The organism is Bacillus mesophilus, from assembly GCF_011008845.1.
In the GTDB taxonomy this organism is placed as follows: domain Bacteria; phylum Bacillota; class Bacilli; order Bacillales; family SA4; genus Bacillus_BS; species Bacillus_BS mesophilus.
In genome coordinates, this window is sequence record NZ_JAAIWM010000003.1 from 376,038 (window position 1) to 397,118 (window position 21,081).

Genomic DNA, 21,081 nt, shown 5'->3' on the forward strand with positions numbered 1-21,081 from the left:
TATTTATACCTCCAAGAAATAGGTGTCTGGCTTTTCTGGATTAAAATACTCGTTTGCCCACATAATCGTGACCATATCGGTATCCCCTAGATTTTCAATATTATGTGTGTAACCAGTAGGTATATCAACTACTTCTAATTTTTCTCCACTTACAAAATATTCGATGACTTTAACTGAATCAATCTTTCTAAAACGAATAACCCCTTTTCCACTTACCACAAGGAATTTCTCATTCTTTGTGTGATGCCAATGATTGCCCTTTGTGATACCTGGTTTAGAAATATTCACAGAAACCTGTCCTCTATCTGGGGTTTTAATAAACTCTGTAAAAGACCCTCTTTGATCTACGTTCATCTTAAGGTCATAACTAAACTGGTCTTCCGGCAGATAACTCAAATACGTACTATATAACTTTTTCGTAAAAGGTTCAGACATATTTGGAACAGCTCGTTCTTCACGACTTTTCTTAAATGAATAAATAAGTTCTACAATTTCACCAAGTGTAATCGTATGAACTATTGGAACTTCACAAAAATCTCCCTTATTATTTTCTTTACCTTTTAAAGCATTGATAAATTCACCAACTACATCATCTATATAAACTAAGTTCATTACTACGCTAGGATCATTCACATTAATCGGTAAAACGTGTGCAACGTTATGACAAAATGTAGCTACTGCACTATTGTAATTTGGTCTACACCATTTCCCAAAAACATTTGGTAAACGATAGACAAGTACTTTTGCACCAGTTTCTTTACTATAATCGAAAAACAAGTCTTCACCAGCTTTTTTACTGATCCCATAAGGATTATCTAGTTCAGCCTGTGTAGATGAAGAAATCATTACGGGACAAGTATTTTTGTGTTTTTTCAATGTTTCTAGTAATGTTGATGAAAAACCATAATTACCGTCCATAAATTCTGACTGGTCCTTTGGACGATTTACTCCTGCTAGATGAAACACGAAATCCGCTTCTTTACAATATTCTTCAAGTAATACTTGATCAGTTTCCCTACTGAATTCAAAGATATCTGTGTAATTTTGATTTCTTAACTCTGCGATTAAGTTTTTACCTACAAACCCTTTTGCACCAGTCACTAATATCTTCATGATTGATTCCAGCCTTTCAACTCTTCACGAACATAATCTAGCATTAATAATTTGTCTTTAATTCCCTCAATAGATAATCTCTCCGTATTATGAGAGTTGTACTCCTCTTCAGAGGATAACTTCTGATCGCCTTCTACGAAATACTTATCATAGTTTAGATCTCTTTTGTCAGCAGGAACACGATAAAACCCACCTAAGTCTTGAGCAACTACATGCTCTTCCCTAGTCAGTAATGTTTCATACAACTTTTCTCCGTGACGTGTACCAATAACTTTGATTTCATTATCTACATTAAATAACTCCTTAAGAGCTTGTGCTAAATCTCCAATAGTTGATGCGGGAGATTTTTGGACCATGATGTCTCCAGCTTCAGCATTTTCGAATGCAAATACTACTAATTTTACAGCTTCTTCAAGACTCATTAGAAATCTAGTCATATTGGGATCTGTAACAGTTATAGGTTGTCCGTTTTTTATCTGTTCAATAAATAGAGGAATTACTGAACCTCTTGATGCCATAACATTCCCATAACGTGTACCACAAATAAGAGTTCTATTAGGATCTACTGTATTTGACTTGGCTACAAATACCTTTTCCATCATTGCTTTCGAAATGCCCATAGCGTTTATTGGATAAGCAGCCTTATCTGTAGATAAGCAAATAACTTTCGTTACATTATTTTCAATAGCTGCAGTAAGAACATTTTCTGTACCAATCACATTAGTTTTTACAGCTTCTAGAGGGAAGAACTCACACGAAGGTACTTGTTTAAGTGCTGCTGCATGAAAAATGTAATCCACACCGTACATAGCATTTTTTACACTTGCTAAATCACGTACGTCTCCTAAATAAAATTTGAGTTTATCATTTTTATAAAGCTTTCGCATATCATCCTGTTTCTTTTCATCTCTTGAAAAAATTCTGATTTCCTTTATATCTGTATCTAAGAACCTATTCATTACAGCATTGCCAAAAGAACCTGTGCCGCCTGTAATAAGTAGAGTTTTATCTTTAAACATGTATTAAACCTCTTTCCTTTTATTTGAAGTGGCTCATAATTATTTCATATGAGTGCTTTGCGGTATAATTACTATCTAAATACTCCCTAGCGTTTTCGCCCATTTGTATTCTCAATTGCTTTTTACATAGTGCCTGCACGTGCCTATTGAATTCTTTAATATTACCACTCTCGCACCAATAGCCAAACTTTCCTTTTTCAATAACATGTCCGATATCAGTGTTTATATCAGTTGCTGCTAGCACAGGCATGGAAGCCTGCATATAAGAAAGCATCCTTGATGGAAAGTTAGGTATTGTAAATCTCTTATCCAAAAATATTAGTCCAACATCACACGAATTAGCTAAAAGCTCATAATCATCTTTAGGCAACTGAGAAAATAATTGTGCATTCGTTAACTTAGCATTATCCATAAAAGTTTTTAATTTATTAAACTCTGTTCCCGCTCCAGCAATGACAAAATACACTTGATCATTATTTTCATTTGTTCTCAAGCACTCAATTAAAAAATCAAGTCCTTGAGGTTTTCCTAAGTTTCCACCATAAATAAACACTGTTTTATTTTGGGGAATATTATATTTCTCTTTAATTTCCGATATCTTCTGTTCATTCTTTATTACACTCTGGGGGTCTATGCTATTAGGGCAAACCTCAACAATTTCCCGAGGTATCTCTGAATTATGTTGTATTATAAAATCTACATTCGCTTTTGACATACAACCTATATAATCAGATATTTGGTATAGCTTTTTTTCTTTAGTTCTAAAATAGTTATATAGTAATCCTTTAAAACCACCTCTTGCTAACATTCCAAGATCTATTGCATTTTGTGGAAATATATCCTTCAAAAGCAAATATGCCTTTGCATTGTCTCGTTTCTTTACGTACTCAACAGCTTTTTGTAATGTTATAGGTGGCGTCGAATATACAACTAAGTCAAATTTAACATCATGAAAATACTTTTTTATACCTTGTAAGAATTTTGACTCCAAGGTAAGCGTAGAAATACCCTTTTCTATTAAATTTGTTTTTTGAGTATTCCCTATCTGTAGTTTTAGAATTTTATTACTCTTATTGTCTATTAACTTTGTTGGTTGTTGCTTTCTCTTTTCAGTGGGAGAAATAATATATACGTTATGGCCACCTTTTTCAAACTCTCGCATCAAATCAGTGTATATTCCATTTTCCTTAATTGTTGAGAAATCTAGTAGTGTTAAAAAAAGTATATTCATCCTTAAACTCTCCTCACTGGGACGCCTATATAAGTTCCAGTTTCATTTATATCCTTAACCACAACTGAACCTGCCCCAGTTTTGCATCCACTTGCGATGTTTACGTTATTACTTACTATAGTACCAATTCCTAACCATGTTAACTGGCCAACTTTCACTGTGCCAGCTAAATGTGAACCAGGTGAAATATGAACATAATCCTCAATTGTATTGTCGTGGTCGATCGAAGTACTTGTATTTATAATGCATCCTTTTCCGATTTTAGTGCAGCAATTAATTACGACTCCTGCCATGATAGCTGTACCAGAAGCTATGTCAACCTGTTCTCCAATAACAGTATTAGGATGAATTAACGTTGGTATGCTTGCACCTTCAGTTTCAAGCCTTTCTTGAATTTTTTTGCGAGTTGCGTTATTCCCAACACCTACAAAAATGTCCCAACCATTTATATGTTCAATAGCTTTATCAGACTTCCCAACAACTTCTAACCCCATCGATAATTTAATGTTTTGGTTATCATCTAAAAAAGCAATACTCTGCCATTTATTCATTTTTAATGCGATATCAGCTACAACTTTACCATGTCCGCTAGCACCAATTATGAGAAGTTTGTTTTTCATGATTCCATTCGTTCCTTGTTAGTTCCCTTAAAATGTTCCATCGTCGCTGCAGTTTCTGAGTTGATACCTTCCCTAACAAATACCTTTTTCATCGTTAGAAAAATAATCTTCCAATCTCCTACAAAACTGACATTATCTACATATTCCACATCTAGATTAAATTTATCTTCCCAACTGATTGCATTCCTACCACTAACTTGAGCTAATCCTGATAAACCAGGTCTAACTTTGTGTCGGCGTTTTTGATGCTCATTGTAAAGGGGAAGGTATTGTACTAACAATGGTCTAGGGCCAATAATAGACATATCACCTTTTAATATATTGAAGAGCTCCGGTAGTTCATCGAGTGATGTTGAACGTAGGAACCTACCAAACTTCGTCAACCTTATACTGTCCGGTAATAAATCACCATTATCATCTCTTTCATCTGTCATTGTTCTAAACTTATACATCATAAAGACCTCTTCATTAATACCCGGACGTTGCTGCTTAAACAATACCGGACTCCCTAGTTTAGTTCTTACTAAGATAGCTACTACTAAAAGAACAGGACTTAGTGCTACAATAGCCATCAATGACAATATGAAATCCATCGGTCTTTTTATAAACCTTCTATAAAATCTACCTTTTGAATGACTCATTATTTACACCACAATTTCTTTATAATTTCTACAATTTTCGCCAAGTCGGCATCCGTTATCTTCGTATCAGACGGCAAACAAACACCATTCTCAAACAACTTCTCCGATACATCCGTTCCAACAAAATTATAATTCTCAAAGAAAGGTTGCATATGCATAGGCTTCCAAATCGGTCTTGACTCGATATTCTCAGCTTCCAACGCTTCAAATATATCAATTGGCCTCACTTTACCAGTTAACGTCATTGAGCTTAACCAGTAATTCGGTGCATCCCAATCAGTGTTAGGCATAAACTGGACTCCTTCAAGCTCACCAAGTTCTCTCTTATAAAATTCATAGATATAATTCTTCTTTTCTACACGTTGATCTAAAACTTTTAACTGCCCTCTACCAATACCAGCAACAACATTACTCATTCGGTAATTGAACCCTAATTCGCTATGTTGGTAGTGTCTAGCTTGGTCTCTAGATTGAGTTGCCCAGAATCTTACTTTAGCAATTCTCTCTTCATTATTAGAAACAAGCATCCCACCACCGGAAGTCGTAATAATTTTGTTTCCATTGAAAGAGAAGATGCCATAATCGCCAAATGTTCCAGTATGCTTACCTTTATAGTAAGTTCCTAAACTTTCAGCAGCATCTTCTATTAAAACAACATTATGCTTCTTACAAAGTTCTACGATTCTATCCATATCGGCAGACAAACCATAAAGGTGAACTACGATGACTGCTTTTACTTCGGGGTACTTTTGAAAAGCTTCTTCTAAAGCTTCCGGGCACATATTCCATGTTTCATAATTACTATCTATAAATACTGGAACAGCATTTTGATAGATAATCGGATTAGCTGTAGCTGAGAACGTAAGAGTTGGACAAAAGACGATATCCCCCTCACCAACACCAGCGGCTTTTAATGCTAAATGAATAGCTGCAGTACCAGACGAAAGAGCTGCTGCTGCTTTAGAGCCAACTTTTTCTGCTAGTTCCCTTTCAAATCCATTTACGTTTTCTCCTAGAGGGGCGATCCAGTTTGTATCAAAAGCTTCCTTTACATATTCCATTTCATAACCTTCATCACTCATATGAGGTGATGAAAGAAAAATTCTCTCGTTCACTTTTGTTGTCTCCATCTATATACTTCCTTCCATCGTTAAGTTAATATTTTAGTAGATTAGGACTTACTTGGAATCTTCAAAACTATTACTCCAACCAACTTCTAAACCACTAAAATCGTTATCTACTTCTGATAGCCACCTCGTAATATCTATTCAATCTACCAAGAAAATACGAATTAGATATTCACTTCATAACCATCCAAAACCGAGTTTCTTCCTATTATATATACCAACTAACAAATAAAATAAAAAACAGGGCATCAAACCCCACCTCACACCATACCAATGACAACAAAGTGTCTAAGGTAGATTTCTACCCACAGCATAGCCGAGTACCTCCCTTGATAAAGATAAGGAGACATCACCTTTGATCTTAATACAAATAAGTAACTAAAAAGACTAACATATAAAATCAAAGGAACGGCACATTACTATCTTCCTCTTCCTCGCTCTCATCATGTCCTTCTTCATTACCATGAACACTACATTGAACTTCACCGTCTACATACACAACCACACCATCAAGTGGACAGATTCTATCACCATAACCCTCCAAACGCTGGTTAAACAACATATCCGAATGTTCACGATTACTCAAAGCTAAATCTCTATCATAATCTCTTTCTATAATTTGTAGATTATATAAACAAACTTCCTCTTTTAATTGCTCTTGTAGCCCAACAAACATTGGACTAGCAACCGCAGCCCATATTCCTATAATAACCACAACACAAAGCACTCAATTAAAGTTAAACCTCTAGAATTACACCACTTACTTTTTTCCATAATAGTACCGCCTCTCGATTAGTTGGTTTGATGAACAATCTCAAGGCGGTATAAACATCCAACTATTATTTAAAAATCTCTTTAGCTTGTAGAGCTTATCTATTTCTATCAAAAGCTCGAAGAGCTCAACTTTTCTTAACCTCCAAGCTCGCAAGAGCTCCAAAATCTTCCCTCAACAACTCTACCTAACCCTCTCCATCTCCAAAAGAGCCTCCAGGTAATCCAATAACTCTTCTCTTAACTCAGGATTCTTTATCGCAAACTCCACCGTAGTCTTAACAAACCCCATCTTCTCCCCAACATCATACCGCGTACCCTCAAAATCATAAGCAAACACACGCTGAATTCCGTTAAGTTTTTGAATCGCATCCGTTAACTGAATCTCCCCACCAGCACCAATCTCCTGCTGCTCCAAGAACATAAAGATCTCAGGTGTTAAGATATAACGGCCCATAATCGCAAGATTAGAAGGAGCAGTACCCCGCTCAGGCTTCTCCACAAACTGATTCACGCTATATCGACGTCCGATCTTCGTAATAGGATCCACAATCCCATAACGATGAGTCTCCTCATCAGGCACCGTCTGCACCCCAATAACAGAAGCTCTAGTCTCTTCATATTGATCAATCAACTGCTTCAAACAAGGAGTATCCGCCTGAACAATATCATCCCCAAGCAATACAGCAAACGGCTCATCCCCAATAAACTTACGCGCACACCAAATCGCATGACCTAATCCCTTAGGCTCCTTCTGACGAATATAATGAATATCCACCATATTAGAAGAATACTGAACCTTCTCTAACAAATCCGTCTTCCCTTTCAAAGACAAGCTTTGCTCAAGCTCAAACGCATGATCAAAATGATCCTCAATCGCACGTTTCCCTTTACCAGTCACAATGATAATATCCTCAATACCAGACTTAACAGCCTCTTCAACGATATACTGTATCGTTGGCTTATCAACTATAGGCAACATCTCTTTCGGCATAGCCTTCGTAGCCGGAAGGAACCTTGTTCCTAATCCCGCAGCTGGAATAATAGCTTTCCTAACCTTCTTCATAAGCTCCTCCTACATACCTGTCAATACCTTATTTTTCAGAGAACGAAGTTCTCACATCTTTTAATGTCCAAAGAACGGAGTTCTCTCTTGCGCACTTATCAGATTGAGAACCAATTTCTCCCAAAACTCCCAACTCAACCACTAACCAAACCATACCCCACTTCATCCATTCGACCATTAGCCACCGCAAGCAAATACGCCCTCATCTCATCCACACTCATCTTCTCAAAGCCACTAACAAACGTGTGAACAATACTTGGATCCACCAAAACCGCTTTCCCAATATGAATCTTCGGAAAAACCTGCTCAGTATGTACTTCGTTATCATTCAACAGCTCTTCATACATCTTCTCACCAGGACGAATCCCACTATAAGCAATTCCAATCTCCTCAATACTAAATCCAGATAATTTAATAAGGTTTTTCGCCAAATCCACAATCTTCACCGGCTCACCCATATCAAGCACAAAAATCTCGCCACCTCGAGCCAACACACTAGCCTGAATCACTAACCTAGAAGCTTCCGGAATCGTCATAAAATACCTAGTCATATCCTGATGCGTAACCGTCACCGGTCCACCAGCTTTAATCTGCTTCGTAAACAAAGGAATCACACTACCACGACTACCCAGCACATTCCCAAACCGAACCGCCACAAACCTTGTGTTACTAACACGGTCAATCTCCTGAATGACAAGTTCTGCAAAGCGCTTCGTCGCACCCATCACATTCGTCGGATTAACAGCCTTATCAGATGAAACCAAGACAAATGTCCCAACACCGAAGGTGTCCGCCGCCTCTGCCACATTCTTCGTCCCAAAGACATTATTCTTCACGGCTTCTTCAGGATTACGCTCCATCAACGGAACATGCTTATGAGCAGCCGCATGATACACAAAATCCGGCTTATGCTTATCCATCACTGAGAAGATTTTATTACGATCCTGAATATCTGCAATTTCTGTGACTATTTCTACTTTTGTATGTGGAAATAGCGATAATAAGTCCATTTCGATAGAATAAATACTGTTCTCACCATGTCCGAGTAAAACCAACTTTTGCGGTTCAAATCGCATCACTTGACGACAAATCTCTGAACCAATCGATCCACCAGCACCTGTTACTAAAACCACTTTATTTGTAATGTTTTCTGAAATCCTCGCCGTATCCAATTCAACTGGCTCTCTTCCAAGTAAATCCTCAACCTGAACATCGCGGAAGTTTTTCACCGATACTCTTCCAATCATCAAATCCTCAATCATCGGAATCATCTGTGTCTTTGCCTTTGTGTTTCGACATCCTTGGAAAATCACATTTAGCTCCTTCTTACTTAAAGAAGGAATCGCAATGACGATATTATCAATCTGCAAATCTGTTACTACCTTCTCGATGCAATCTGCACCACCTAAAACAGGAATTCCTAAAATATGTAGACGATGCTTTTTCAAATCATCATCAATAAAAGCAACTGGCTCTAAATCAGCATCATGGTTTTGAAGTAGTTGACGAACAACCATCTGCCCTGCCGCACCTGCTCCAACAATTAACGTACGTTTCTTTTCCTTTGTAGCTCTTACATATCTACCTCTATACATTCTCCACGAAAAACGCGAACCACCAATCAGTAATATATGTAGCATCCACGTAATTAATAACGCCCGAAAATACAAATCGCTATGTATAATTAACTGAACAGCAGCCGCTAAAATGATCGATAACGTTACAGCCTTCGTAATCGCAATCATTTCCGGAACACTCGCATATTCCCACGCTTTTTTATAAAGATGATAGATCGACGCAAACATATGATGTCCAACTAATAGAGTAATTGCACTAACTAGCAACGAAGGAATCGAAAAGATTGCAAGATTCGGATGAATGATAAAATAACTGATATAAATCGCCGTGATGACAATCATCGAATCTAATATAATAAAAAACGTTAACCGGTTTATGTATGACAAAATGATGGCACTCCCTTGACTGCTAATGTTGATGACCGTAGTCAAAATAGATATATGCGAATAAGTGATAACTACTATTTTTTAACTTTTCAGAAAGTTGCTTACAAACTCCCCTAAAAAATACCAAAGAACTTCTTACTTTTGATCCTTTGGGGTTCTTCTTTATAAACATTATTTCCCTCAACTAAAATTTCTGCGTTTTCTTGAAATAGATAGACCGTATCTAATCCAAATTCCTTTTGCACAGCTCCATATGCTGCTCTCAGTCGAAACGGTCGACTTGTATCATTATGAGCATCAGAAGCAATAAAATGAGTAAGCTGATTTTCTACTAACTGGAGAGAGAACTTCTTAATCTTCTTTCCTAAATCACCGGTGATACTGCTAGCTGTTACTTGCGAAAGTGCACCTTTTTTCACCAGGTTATATAGAATATCTGGATTCTCGATGATTTGTTGATTTCGTTCTGGATGAACAATAATCGGTGTGATCTCTTTCATTTGAATATCGAATAATAAACTTTCTGTATAGGCTGGAACATGATTCGACGGTAATTCGATGAACAGGTATTTTCCAGAATCATTGATGGTTAGGATTTTCTCTTGTTCGTAATCCTCTAGAATTTCTCCATATATACGAGGCTCTTGGCCGGGTAAAATCTGGAGTGGAATTTTATTTTCTTGTAGCGCATCATTTAACCTATGCACGTCTTGAACAATCGTCTTCTTCTCATTTTCATAATGTTGATTAAAGTGAGGAGTTGCGACAATTTTCGTAATACCTTCGGCAACGGCTATTTTCGCCATATGTAAGGATTGAGTTATGTCCTTTGGACCATCATCTAGGCCAGATAGAATATGGCAATGTATATCAATCATGACTATCTACCCACCTTCCTTCCAATATCCGACAAGATTACTCTACTAATACTAGCACAGACTTTCGCTTCTCGAAATAGGTGTATTTTGTCGAAACTTGATAGATATTCGTTATTTTGATATATAATATACTTCCTATTTTTTTACAAAAAAAATACACGTAAACTCCAACATATAGAGTTTACGTGTATAAGGGTTTTTATATGAATATAAGTTTCTATAACGTTCTCAGTCTTTTCCGTAATAGTAGTAATACTGACTTTCTTTAAAGGCTTTATTATTCAATACAACACCTAATAGCTTGGCTTTTGCATTGTTTAACTGCTCCTTTGCACGAATGGCCATTTCCGTTTCGGTCTTACCACTATTTACAACCAGTACCACTCCATTACATTGATTCGCTAACACTTGCGCATCCGTTACCGCTAACACCGGTGGAGTATCAAATATGACAAGATCAAACAACTCATACGCCTCTACTAGGAGATCCTCCATTCCTCTTGATCCAAGAATCTCAGCTGGGTTAGGTGGAATCGGTCCACTTGGGAGAACAAATAAATGTTCTTGCTCCGTCTCTCTTAGGCTATTTTCTAATGTTGTTTGCTTAGTAAGTACATTTGTTAAACCAATATGATTATTCAAACCAAAAGTGTAATGAACAGTTGGCTTTCTTAAGTCTGCATCAATGATTAGTACCTTTTTCCCCTGCTGAGCAAACACAACTGCTAAATTTGCGGTAGTTGTCGATTTTCCTTCTGCCGGACCCGGAGAAGTGACCATGAACGAACGAAGCTGTTGATCGACAGCTGAAAACATGATATTAGAACGAATCGTTCGGTACTGCTCTGATATAGGTGATTTAGGAGTAGTCATCGTAATTAAGCTACGATTCGATGCGACGGCAAGTCTACGATTACGCACCAAGGTTCTCACCTCTCGATCTTTTATTTGCTTGTGCAGAGGTTGACTTTTTGTCTGCATCTACAGTAATAACAGTTACTGCACCTAGTACAGGTAACTCTAGTAATTTCTCAATATCTTGCTCTGTTTTAATCGTGTTGTCTAAGTACTCTAATAGGAAGGCTAGTCCTACTCCAAGCATGAGCCCTACGACTAACGCAATCGCCATGTTTAAAATAGGCTGCGGCTTAATCGGCTGTGGCGTTTCCGCTACTTCTGCTTTAGATATAATATTTACGTTATCACCAAACATGGTCATAATTTCTGTTTGGAACACATTTGCGATGGTATTAGCAATATCCACTGCCTTTACAGGGTCAGGATCTTGGACTGTTACTGAAAAAACCTGTGAATTACTTTCACTTGCTACGGATATTTGTCCAATTGTCTCTAATTCTAATTGCTCTTTTACTTTATCAAGTATGGTCGGACTTTGAATAATATCTCTGTACGTGTTAATGAGCATAACATTCGTTTGAAGCTCTCCTACATTATACAATTGATCTAATGGTTTCTTTTGATTAACGAGAATTTGTGTCGATGCTTGATAAATCGGTGTTAAGAAGAAGTAGCTAACGACTCCACTAACGGTAACTGCAAGGATGGTAATAATAGCGATTAGTCCCAAACGCTTCCGAAGTGTCTGAAACAACTCCTTTAAACTAATAGTCTCTTCCATGATAGCCTCCTAGATGACTCTGTTTTCATAATAGTATTATAGCAACAATCTATTTTTTGTTTAATGATGTAAAAATTCCCAATTATTCACTAATGAAATATTGTATTAAGTAATCAGCCCAGAGCTTGTGTCCTGCTTCATTTGGGATTGACTTTAAAGAATTGTTGGGATCTTGTAGTAGATAGTTTGTTAGTTCACTAGACTCTAAATCAGGCCAAGCTTCCCAGTGATTGAGGTAGGTGATGTTGTTTTCAGTAGCATATCCTGCTAAATCCTGAATCTCTCTTGGATAATAGGTTGCTTGATAGAGTGGATTTGCTGGCTGCAAGAATATATATGCCTCTGGGTTACTGGTTCGAAACTCATTTAATAGAAATTCTAGATTTTTTAGCCTGTCCTCCATTGTTACTTCTCCATTATCTTGAAGCATAAATGGTTCTAGCAGTACTAGATCAGGTTTTTGGGAGACAGCTTCCTTATAAAGCTCTTCTTCTATAATAGACGTTGAGTTTTTATCTGGGATTTCGATGATGTTAATTTTCAATATGACTTCACCGTATGTTTCAGTAAGTTGCTGTTTAAGAAGACTTGGCCAGGCAGTTTCAGAGGCTGATGTTGACTTTGAGCCCATGATGGTGAAGACTACCGGAGTATTGGATTCCGCTGCGTCTTGAAATTTTTGTTGCACCTCTTCTGGTAGATTCTTCGTATATAGAGAAACATCGACTGGTAATGACGATGACGTTTCACTTTCTGTTTTAGATTCTACTTCGGCTACTACACTACTTTTAGCACCATGATAGGTTGCTAGTTTGTCTTTCCAGTGTATATGTCCAGCGATTATGGTACCGATCGACATGATTACGACGACACCCAGAATGATGAACCTCATACTCATCCCCCTTATCGATAAGTTTCTTTTCCATGTTCATACATTTCTTTATTATGCCACTTTCTTTCCTATATCTTCAAATACTTTTTGTATTTTTTATTAAATATGTATAAAAATGTCACAATTTATATTAATCCAAAACAAAAGAGTGTAGAGAACTCTCTACACTCGAATTAGTATGTAGTAATTTTTAAAACAATGCTTTTCTAGGATTTTTCCCAACTTTGATAAAGAGTCTGTTGTCCTCGATACAGCGGTAAAGACGAATCTTAAACGGTGTTAACGGTGTCCATATTTCTTTAAACGCATAATACGGCATGGATGCATCCCCCTTTACTTTAGTTGTGCTAACCGATCTTGACTAATCCTGCGAATCTTTCTTTCGAAGACTTGTTATTTTGTTTATCGTATCAAGGTTTGGTTGGGTAGGTTGTAGAATGTTGTTGTCGAAATGGAAGAAGTGTTTTACAAATTATTACAAATTAAGGAGAGTAACTAAATATACTTAGGCTCTGTTAATGTAAAATATTGGTTTTCCAGCAGTGTTGATTGTAGTAGAAGGACGCGAGACTCCTGCGGGAGAGCGGGTCACGGGAGACCCCACAGGCACGTTTTTCGCCGAGGAGGCTCACGGACTCGCCCGCGGAAAGCGAGTGTCCTGCAACGAAAATCAACAACAACGTTAAAAAACCCTATACATAAATAAATTTCAAAGCCTTAACCCCTTTTTCCTTGTAATCACCTATATACAAGGAGAAGGAGGTGATCACAATGGCAACAGCATTATTATCAGATTCAACGCTTCGATTGGTATTCGAAACTGGTGTGGATGTAGAAGGAAATCCTACTTATAAGAGTAAGAATTTCAGCAACATTAAAACATCTGCTTCAACTGATGGCCTTTATGCAGTCGCACAAAGCATCGTGAGCTTACAGCAGTATCCAGTAACCGCAATCGAACGCAATGACAAGCACCTTTTAGGAGCTTAATGACACAACTTATTTTATAAGGAAAGGAGGAGTACAAAATGGCTAAAACACTTCAACTGCAATTTTTAAATCAAGAAAATAAGACAGTGACCATTGGCATTGACAACCCAATTGAACCAGTAGATCTAATAGCATTAGACGCAGCAATGACTTCAATCTTAATTGCGAATGTTTTCGTATCAGCTGGTGGAGATCTTGTTAGTAAGAAAGGCGCTCGTATTGTTGAGCGTAATGTAGTAGAGGTTATCTAATTTTTGAAGTCAGCATCACTAAGGTGGTGCTGGCTATTTTTATAAGGCTCTTTTCTAAAACATTGTTGCTTTTCAATCACATATGTCCAAGAATTCTCCCTTTTTATCTGTAAAACCGAGTTTTACTAGTTAGAAAAGAGCAACTTTCTCTATTTAAAGCACGGGACAATGTACTACCAAGTAAAAATCCGGCTTTTAGGATTTTTACGAAAGCAACAATCTATACGAAAATAGCCATTTATAAACAAAGGAGGATGTATGATGGAACAATTGTTACCTTTTGTGAGCGAGGTCGGATTTCCGATTGTTGTAACCCTATACTTACTGCATAGGATTGAAGGCAAGCTGACAACGTTGAATGATTCGATTCAGGAACTTCCAGTGAAGTTGAGGGAATAGAAATAGGAAGAATTCATTCAATTAAACTTATATTAATGAATATTTAAAATTTTCTATTAAAATAGAGGGATATCGTTACGAGTGTAGAAATATATTATTGTGAAAGACCATTAAACAAGGAGGAATACTATGAAAAAGTACTTATTTAAGCTACTATGCGTGGTGCTCATTGTTGGACTGGCTATGCCAGCAGCAGCTGCCACACAACAAAGTGAGGAAGAGATCTTATTTACAGTTGTATTTAAAGGTCAATCTTCACCTAAGAATGCAGAAAAGGTTATTTCTGATCTTGGTGGGGAAATCGTTTATTCGGTTCCAGAAATTGGCGTTGTACAAGTAAAGGCGCCTGCTAACTTTGCAAAGAAAGCAATTGGAAGTTCAGCTGTTTCGGCTGCAAATCCTTCTTTACTTTTTCAATTACCAGAAGTTAAGTCTATTCCGTTAGAGTCTAACGAAATTAATACTGAGGAAGCTTACTTATTCGATGAGTTCCAATGGGATATTAAGCGCCTAACTAATAACGGTGCAACTTTTGCTGAGCACAGTGGAAGTCATGACGTTGTGGTTGGAGTGATTGATTCTGGTATTGATTTAAATCACCCAGATGTTTTAACAAATCTTCTTCCAGGCTCAAAGAACTTTGTACCTCCAGGTGGAGTGTATGGGGTAGATGGGTCTGAAACTGGTGATGTTAACGATGTTCAAGACAGAAATGGACATGGAACACACGTGGCAGGAAGTATTGCTGGAAATGGAGCGATGCTAGGTGTAGCTCCTAATGTTGGACACAAGGCTTACCGTGTATTTGGTGCTGAGGGTGGAGCGTACAGTGCATGGATTATGGCTGCGATTGTTGCAGCAGCAAATGATGGTGTAGAAGTAATTAACATGAGTCTTGGTGGTATTTACGCAAAAGGTCAGATTTTTTATACTGATCCGGAGACAGGAGAAAGAGTGCGTCTTGGATCTGATATTGCAGAATATGTTGCTTATACTAGAGCAGCTAAGTACGCTGAGTCAAAAGGAGCACTAATCGTTGCAGCAGCTGGAAATGACGCTGTTGATGCATCTAGTCCAAAGAATGTAACAGACTTTGCAAATTCACAATACGGTACACTTGGATATGAGTTCAAAGGCGCAAGTGTTTTTGCACCTGCATCTATTCCAAACGTGGTAACAGTAGCCTCTACTGGTCCAAAGGATGAGCTAGCTCTTTACTCTAATTATGGAGCTGGATTTATTGATGTGGCTGCTCCGGGTGGGAATTATGAAATGTACATGCAGTATCTCACGGAAGGTAATTTTAATGAATACTTAAAAGAAAGACTTTTTGAAAAAGAGTTTGCATTTAGTTCTGTACCAGATGTCAAATATATTCTTAATGACAAGGAACAAGTCATTGGTTATGAATATGTATCTCCAAGTTATGCTTGGAACGTTGGTACTTCCATGGCAGCACCAAAAGTAGCTGCAGTGGCTGCCCTTCTTTTCGATGAATATGAGGGAATGACTCCTAATAAGGCAAAAGTATTACTTAAGCAAAATGCTGAGGATATTGATAAAACAGGTACAGATAAAGAATTCGGACATGGGTTATCTACTGTGTACTCTCTGTTTGAATAGATAAAGAAGAAAAGAGGTATCTCGTTCATTCGAGATACCTCTTTTTATATATACGCGAGAACGTCTCTTTGCTGTTTACTCCCCGTAACCATGTGGATTTTCAGATTGCCATTTCCACGAGTCCTTGCACATTTCTTCAATGCCTTTTTCTGCTTCCCATCCTAGTTCTTCTTTAGCTTTGGTAGGATCTGCATAGCATTCTGCAATATCCCCAGGTCTTCTTTCACTGATTTGATATGGAACCTTTTTACCCGAAGCTTCTTCAAATGCTTTTACCATCTCAAGAACACTATACCCTTTACCTGTTCCTAGGTTATAGGCCTCGACACCCTTTGCATTCATAACTTTTTCTAATGCTTTTAAGTGACCTTTTGCTAAATCGACCACGTGAATATAGTCTCTAACTCCGGTACCATCAACAGTCACATAGTCACTTCCAAATACACTTAATTGCTGAAGTTTTCCTACTGCGACTTGAGTGATATAAGGCATGAGGTTATTAGGAATTCCGTTTGGATCCTCACCAATTCTGCCACTTTCATGCGCACCAATTGGGTTAAAATAACGCAGTAATGCAATACTCCATTTGTTATTAGAAGTATAAACATCTCTTAAAATCTCTTCAATCATTAACTTTGTACGACCATACGGGTTAGTCGCAGATAGAGAGAAGTCCTCAGAGATCGGCACTTGTTTTGGCATACCGTATACAGTAGCAGAAGAACTAAATACAATCTTCTCCACACCAAACTGCTCCATCACTTCAGTGAGGATCAATGTACCTGTAATGTTATTATGATAATAACGTAATGGCTGCTGAACAGATTCCCCTACTGCTTTTAACCCCGCAAAATGAATGACAGCTTCTATGTTGTTGTCAGTGAATACTTGAATAAGTGCTTCCCTGTCTAATAAGTCTACCTGATAAAAAGCAAAGTCTTTTCCCGTTAATTCTTTTATACGCTTAAGGGATTCAGGCTTACTGTTATCAAGATTATCGACTAACACAATTTCATAACCAGCATTTAATAATTCCACGCATGTGTGACTCCCGATATATCCCGCTCCACCTGTGACTAAAATTGACATATATAGATCCTCCGACGTTCTTTTGTTTTATCCTTAAATAAATCCTACAATTCCCCATATACTATAGCAAGTATATTTCATTTAAACGAGAGTGCCAACGCCTAATATGGGCATGCTGTTTGGTAATAATTGACTAGATGGCCGGAACCTGATAGATTTTGATTATTAAACTAAAAGAGGTAAAAAAATGAGAGAACAATTAAATTCAAAAAATCGCAAGAAAAGAAAGTGGCTCTGGATTACGTTAAGTATTCTCGGTGTTTTACTAATCGGAATCAGTGCCTATGTTTATTCTATATACTCTTCCGTTGAACAAGCAGCAAGCCAAATGTACGAACAACCCACCAGAGAAGTATCAGAAAAAAGGATCGAAAAAGTAGAATATACGGAAAAAGATCCGATTTCTATTTTAATCATGGGCGTTGATGAACGAACAGGTGACATTGGTCGTTCCGATACTATGATTGTCATCACGGTTAATCCAACTACGCAGTCCATGAAAATGGTCAGTATTCCACGTGATACTAGGACTGAAATGGTCGGAAAAGGTACACAGGATAAAATCAATCATGCTTATGCGTTTGGTGGTACAGATATGGCCGTTGCAACCGTCGAAAACTTCTTAGACATCCCGATTGATCATTATATTAAAGTAAACATGGAAAGCTTTCAGGAAATAGTAGATGCAGTGGGCGGGGTAACCGTTACTAATCCGTTTTCATTCACAGAAGCTGGATATACCTTTCAAGAAGGCGAAATCACTCTGAATGGCGCACAAGCACTCGCCTATTCACGAATGAGATACAAGGATCCAAGAGGTGACTTTGGCCGCCAGGACCGCCAAAAACAAATTATTCTAGGTATCATCCAAAAAGGTGCAAGCTTTTCTTCTATCAACAAATTTGACGATGTTCTCACTATTTTAGGTGGCAATGTAAAGACCGATTTAAGCTTTGATCAGATGGTTGATATCCAAGCCAATTATAAAGAAGCACGCCATAGCCTCGAGCAACTACAAATTAAAGGTAGCGGAGAGAAGATTAATGGAATCTACTATTACACGGTTCCAGAAGATGAGCAAGTGAAATTATCTACTACGTTAAGAGAGCATTTGGAATTAAAGTAAGAAGACTAGCTTTGTGCTTGTCTTCTTTTTTTGTAGTGGGACAGAGGGACAGGCACCTTGTCCCAGCTGCCTAAGCCACCTAGGAGTGAAAATCTTTTATCCAAATATCCCCACCTTCATTTTGGTATAAAATAAAAAGAAGTGTCCACAAAGCTTTACTTTGGGACACCCTTTTAAACAAATATTAGTTAATAGTACCCTCTTCCAAGAAAAGGTCCAAGCGCCCTAACTCCACACCATCTACAAATAACTTACCTTCTGAAATTGTGAAGCCTTTATGAAAATAAACACTTCCGGTATCAGGAGTATCAACTGAATATAGCTCATATACTCCATCAGGTAACCGGAGTCCATAAGTACCGTCCTCATGAATCCAACTGCTGAACCAGCTATAGCTCCCTCCAATTTCCATTACATTTACATTTCCACTTGATACAACCTGACCTCTGTCAAATACTGTACCCGTTAGAGTTAACGGTGGAATCGTAATCTCAAGGCTTTGTTTCGTTTCCCCATTTACGACTAACTCACCTGATACAATTGAAAAATTGATGGATGGTATAAATGAAGTGCCATCATTAAAGTAGATTGCATCCAAAACATACTCTCCATCTGGTAGACGAAATTGGAATGTACCATCTTCGTTTGCATGCCCGTAATAATAGGTTTGATTAGGATCACTGATTGAATATAGATTAATAGAACCTGTAACAGGAACACCTGCATCAAGAAGAACACCACTTAATGTTACAGCTGGAATCACGATATCAAGTGATACCTTTTCTTCACCGTTTACATAAAGCTTTCCATTCTGAATCGTAAAGGCTAGGTTTAACTCCGTACTTGTTCCATCAAACAAATCAACATACTTGACCTTATACTCGCCATCTGCAAAACGCATTGAGACCGAGCCATCTTCGCTAATCTGTTTCCAGTAATATTGCCCCTCATCTAACGTCGTAAATGATACTTGACCACCTGTTACAGGGTGCTCCCCATCCAAAACCTTTCCATAGAAACTTACTGGCGGGATCTGAAGTTCGAGAAGTTCTTGTTTGTTTCCATCTACATATAATTCTCCATCTAGAATAGCGAATAGGGTTGAAAAACCTATTTCCTCGTTCCCTTCATATAGATAGGCTCCTACTAGTCTATACTCTCCGTCTGTTAGTCTTAAGGAATATACACCCGTCTCGTCAGTAGAAGCATTGAACCACTCCGTACTTCCATCTTCATTAACCTTTTCTACATAGACTGAACCTTGTAGTGAAATTCCTTGATCCAATAACTTTCCTTTAAAAGTCACCGGTGGTAGATTAATAACTAATCCAGCACTCTCAACTCCATCTTGTATAAGCTTTCCATTCTGAATCTCAAATGAAAGATTTACATTTGTTTGTCGGTTCTGCTCATATATAGAAGTAATCCTGTATAACCCGTCACTTAATCGATATTCAAAATTACCCTTGCTATCCACGTTGGTGTTAAAAAAACCAGTAAACTCCCCATCAGTAGTATGGCCTTCAATGTCGATGTAGCCTTCTGTAATGGCATTCTTCCCTTCTAAGAGCTGCCCTTGTAAAGTGATCTCAGGAACCTTTATATCAAAGGTAGCGACCTCACTACCATCTATGTAAAGCAATCCATTCACTACATCAAACTTAAGGACTTGCCATGAAGAATACGTTGGATGATAGACACTGATTGAATAAGTACCATCTGCTAGTTTTCTAAATGAAAACTGACCTTTCTTGTTTGTAGCTACAAATTCAATAAACTCATAGTTATATTCCTCTTCATTTATTACCTTTTCAAGGATTACACTTGCCTCAACTAGGGAGCTTTCACTAGACGTAATGCTTCCATTGTAAACCTTTTCTGGTAGTGTAATCATTAAGGTCGATTGCTTTTGCTCATCAATATAAAGCTCACCATTCTCCACTTTGAAATACATTTGTTGATGATAAGAGCCTCCATCTACATTTACCCCAAAAAGCAGGTAATTTCCATCGGGTAGAAAGGCGGAAAATTTACCATTGTTCTTAGAGGATACAAAGAAAACCTCTTCATCATACTCACTAGTATATCTTGATAGAATAAGCTCCCCCTTAATTCCCTTATCCCCTTCTTTTAATACCCCTAATAGGTTAGATTCAGTTTTTTTAGTAGACTCTTTTATTTTCTTTTTTTCTGTAATCTGGATTTCATCATTACTCAATTTCCCATTCTTAACGTTAAAAGCTTCGTTTGTATTAAACCATGACTTGTTTTGGTGAATGGCTTTAACCGTATACACACCATCTGGAATGTTAGTTTCAAATTTTCCTTTTGAATTGGTCGTAACATTGAAAAATTTCGTTTCACCTTTTGCCTGAATCCATAACTGCGAATTTTTTATCGGGTGAATACCTTCCTTAACTGTTCCTTCTAAACCCTTCATTTTTCCCTGAATGTCTTTTTGACTCTTTTCAGCATTTACACTTGGAACTGATGTGGTGTTTGCCTGAATCTCAACTACAAAACTACTAACTAAGAATACTACTAGCAAGAACGAATACAGGATTCTTTTAACCAATTTTCTTCCTCCTTAACATGTTAAATGACGATGACTTCTTTTATTGCAAAGTAGTATATTCGCCTTC

At 37.6% G+C, this 21,081-nt stretch carries 21 protein-coding genes; 5 read left to right on the top strand and 16 right to left on the bottom strand.

The window, feature by feature from the left end; all coding sequences use genetic code 11:
• Positions 1 to 3: 3 nt before the first annotated feature.
• The 14 genes from G4D63_RS11760 to G4D63_RS22075 form a co-directional block, all read right to left on the bottom strand.
• The gene (locus G4D63_RS11760) at positions 4 to 1,113 is read right to left on the bottom strand and encodes a capsular polysaccharide biosynthesis protein CapF (RefSeq protein ID WP_163179831.1); all 1,110 of its coding nucleotides are present in this window, start codon (positions 1,111 to 1,113) and stop codon (positions 4 to 6) included.
• On the bottom strand, positions 1,110 to 2,132 hold the full coding sequence (locus G4D63_RS11765) for a nucleoside-diphosphate sugar epimerase/dehydratase (protein WP_163179832.1): 1,023 nt from the start codon (positions 2,130 to 2,132) through the stop codon (positions 1,110 to 1,112). Before G4D63_RS11765 ends, G4D63_RS11760 begins: the two co-directional genes overlap by 4 nt.
• 19 nt (positions 2,133 to 2,151) lie before the next feature.
• Entirely contained in the window at positions 2,152 to 3,363 is a 1,212-nt protein-coding gene (locus tag G4D63_RS11770; RefSeq protein WP_163179833.1) for a glycosyltransferase family 4 protein, read from the bottom strand.
• A 2-nt stretch (positions 3,364 to 3,365) separates the two neighbouring features.
• Positions 3,366 to 3,983, bottom strand: a complete 618-nt coding sequence (locus tag G4D63_RS11775) for an acetyltransferase (RefSeq protein ID WP_163179834.1) — start codon at positions 3,981 to 3,983, stop codon at positions 3,366 to 3,368.
• Positions 3,980 to 4,624 (bottom strand): sugar transferase, encoded by a 645-nt coding sequence (locus G4D63_RS11780; RefSeq protein ID WP_163179835.1) that lies wholly within the window; start codon positions 4,622 to 4,624, stop codon positions 3,980 to 3,982. Before G4D63_RS11780 ends, G4D63_RS11775 begins: the two co-directional genes overlap by 4 nt.
• Positions 4,624 to 5,739, bottom strand: a complete 1,116-nt coding sequence (locus tag G4D63_RS11785) for an aminotransferase class I/II-fold pyridoxal phosphate-dependent enzyme (RefSeq protein ID WP_163179920.1) — start codon at positions 5,737 to 5,739, stop codon at positions 4,624 to 4,626. Before G4D63_RS11785 ends, G4D63_RS11780 begins: the two co-directional genes overlap by 1 nt.
• Positions 5,740 to 6,151: 412 nt before the next feature.
• Positions 6,152 to 6,466: a type II secretion system protein gene (locus G4D63_RS11790; protein ID WP_163179836.1), complete on the bottom strand. Its 315-nt coding sequence runs from the start codon at positions 6,464 to 6,466 to the stop codon at positions 6,152 to 6,154.
• Positions 6,467 to 6,706: 240 nt separating this feature from the next.
• Complete coding sequence (gene galU, locus G4D63_RS11795) at positions 6,707 to 7,588, bottom strand: UTP--glucose-1-phosphate uridylyltransferase GalU (protein ID WP_163179837.1); 882 nt, start codon at positions 7,586 to 7,588, stop codon at positions 6,707 to 6,709.
• 134 nt (positions 7,589 to 7,722) lie between these two features.
• Positions 7,723 to 9,552: a polysaccharide biosynthesis protein gene (locus G4D63_RS11800; protein ID WP_163179838.1), complete on the bottom strand. Its 1,830-nt coding sequence runs from the start codon at positions 9,550 to 9,552 to the stop codon at positions 7,723 to 7,725.
• Between the two features lie 113 nt (positions 9,553 to 9,665).
• On the bottom strand, positions 9,666 to 10,430 hold the full coding sequence (locus tag G4D63_RS11805; protein WP_163179839.1) for a tyrosine-protein phosphatase: 765 nt from the start codon (positions 10,428 to 10,430) through the stop codon (positions 9,666 to 9,668).
• 228 nt (positions 10,431 to 10,658) lie between these two features.
• Complete coding sequence (locus G4D63_RS11810; protein ID WP_239585958.1) at positions 10,659 to 11,303, bottom strand: CpsD/CapB family tyrosine-protein kinase; 645 nt, start codon at positions 11,301 to 11,303, stop codon at positions 10,659 to 10,661.
• Positions 11,304 to 11,343: 40 nt separating this feature from the next.
• Complete coding sequence (locus G4D63_RS11815) at positions 11,344 to 12,069, bottom strand: YveK family protein (protein WP_163179841.1); 726 nt, start codon at positions 12,067 to 12,069, stop codon at positions 11,344 to 11,346.
• Between the two features lie 82 nt (positions 12,070 to 12,151).
• Complete coding sequence (locus G4D63_RS11820; protein WP_163179842.1) at positions 12,152 to 12,961, bottom strand: SGNH/GDSL hydrolase family protein; 810 nt, start codon at positions 12,959 to 12,961, stop codon at positions 12,152 to 12,154.
• A 190-nt stretch (positions 12,962 to 13,151) separates the two neighbouring features.
• Entirely contained in the window at positions 13,152 to 13,280 is a 129-nt protein-coding gene (locus G4D63_RS22075; RefSeq protein ID WP_275580290.1) for a hypothetical protein, read from the bottom strand.
• 452 nt (positions 13,281 to 13,732) lie between these two features.
• On the opposite strand from G4D63_RS22075, the gene G4D63_RS11825 reads away from it, so the two are divergent.
• The 4 genes from G4D63_RS11825 (at position 13,733) to G4D63_RS11840 (ending at position 16,224) form a co-directional block, all read left to right on the top strand.
• Positions 13,733 to 13,951: a DUF1659 domain-containing protein gene (locus tag G4D63_RS11825; RefSeq protein WP_163179843.1), complete on the top strand. Its 219-nt coding sequence runs from the start codon at positions 13,733 to 13,735 to the stop codon at positions 13,949 to 13,951.
• 38 nt (positions 13,952 to 13,989) lie between these two features.
• The gene (locus G4D63_RS11830; RefSeq protein ID WP_163179844.1) at positions 13,990 to 14,202 is read left to right on the top strand and encodes a DUF2922 domain-containing protein; all 213 of its coding nucleotides are present in this window, start codon (positions 13,990 to 13,992) and stop codon (positions 14,200 to 14,202) included.
• 258 nt (positions 14,203 to 14,460) lie between these two features.
• Positions 14,461 to 14,601, top strand: coding sequence for a YvrJ family protein (locus G4D63_RS11835; RefSeq protein ID WP_420837815.1), 141 nt, complete (start codon positions 14,461 to 14,463; stop codon positions 14,599 to 14,601).
• Between the two features lie 129 nt (positions 14,602 to 14,730).
• Entirely contained in the window at positions 14,731 to 16,224 is a 1,494-nt protein-coding gene (locus G4D63_RS11840; protein WP_163179845.1) for a S8 family serine peptidase, read from the top strand.
• Between the two features lie 75 nt (positions 16,225 to 16,299).
• Here G4D63_RS11840 and galE read toward each other — a convergent pair whose 3' ends face one another.
• Positions 16,300 to 17,313, bottom strand: a complete 1,014-nt coding sequence (galE, locus tag G4D63_RS11845; protein ID WP_163179846.1) for a UDP-glucose 4-epimerase GalE — start codon at positions 17,311 to 17,313, stop codon at positions 16,300 to 16,302.
• Positions 17,314 to 17,500: 187 nt separating this feature from the next.
• Between galE and tagU the strand changes: the two genes are divergently transcribed.
• Positions 17,501 to 18,439, top strand: coding sequence for a polyisoprenyl-teichoic acid--peptidoglycan teichoic acid transferase TagU (tagU, locus tag G4D63_RS11850; RefSeq protein ID WP_163179847.1), 939 nt, complete (start codon positions 17,501 to 17,503; stop codon positions 18,437 to 18,439).
• Positions 18,440 to 18,623: 184 nt separating this feature from the next.
• Here the strand turns inward: tagU and G4D63_RS11855 are convergent, their stop codons facing one another.
• On the bottom strand, positions 18,624 to 21,014 hold the full coding sequence (locus tag G4D63_RS11855) for a carboxypeptidase-like regulatory domain-containing protein (protein WP_163179848.1): 2,391 nt from the start codon (positions 21,012 to 21,014) through the stop codon (positions 18,624 to 18,626).
• Between the last annotated feature and the right edge of the window lie 67 nt (positions 21,015 to 21,081).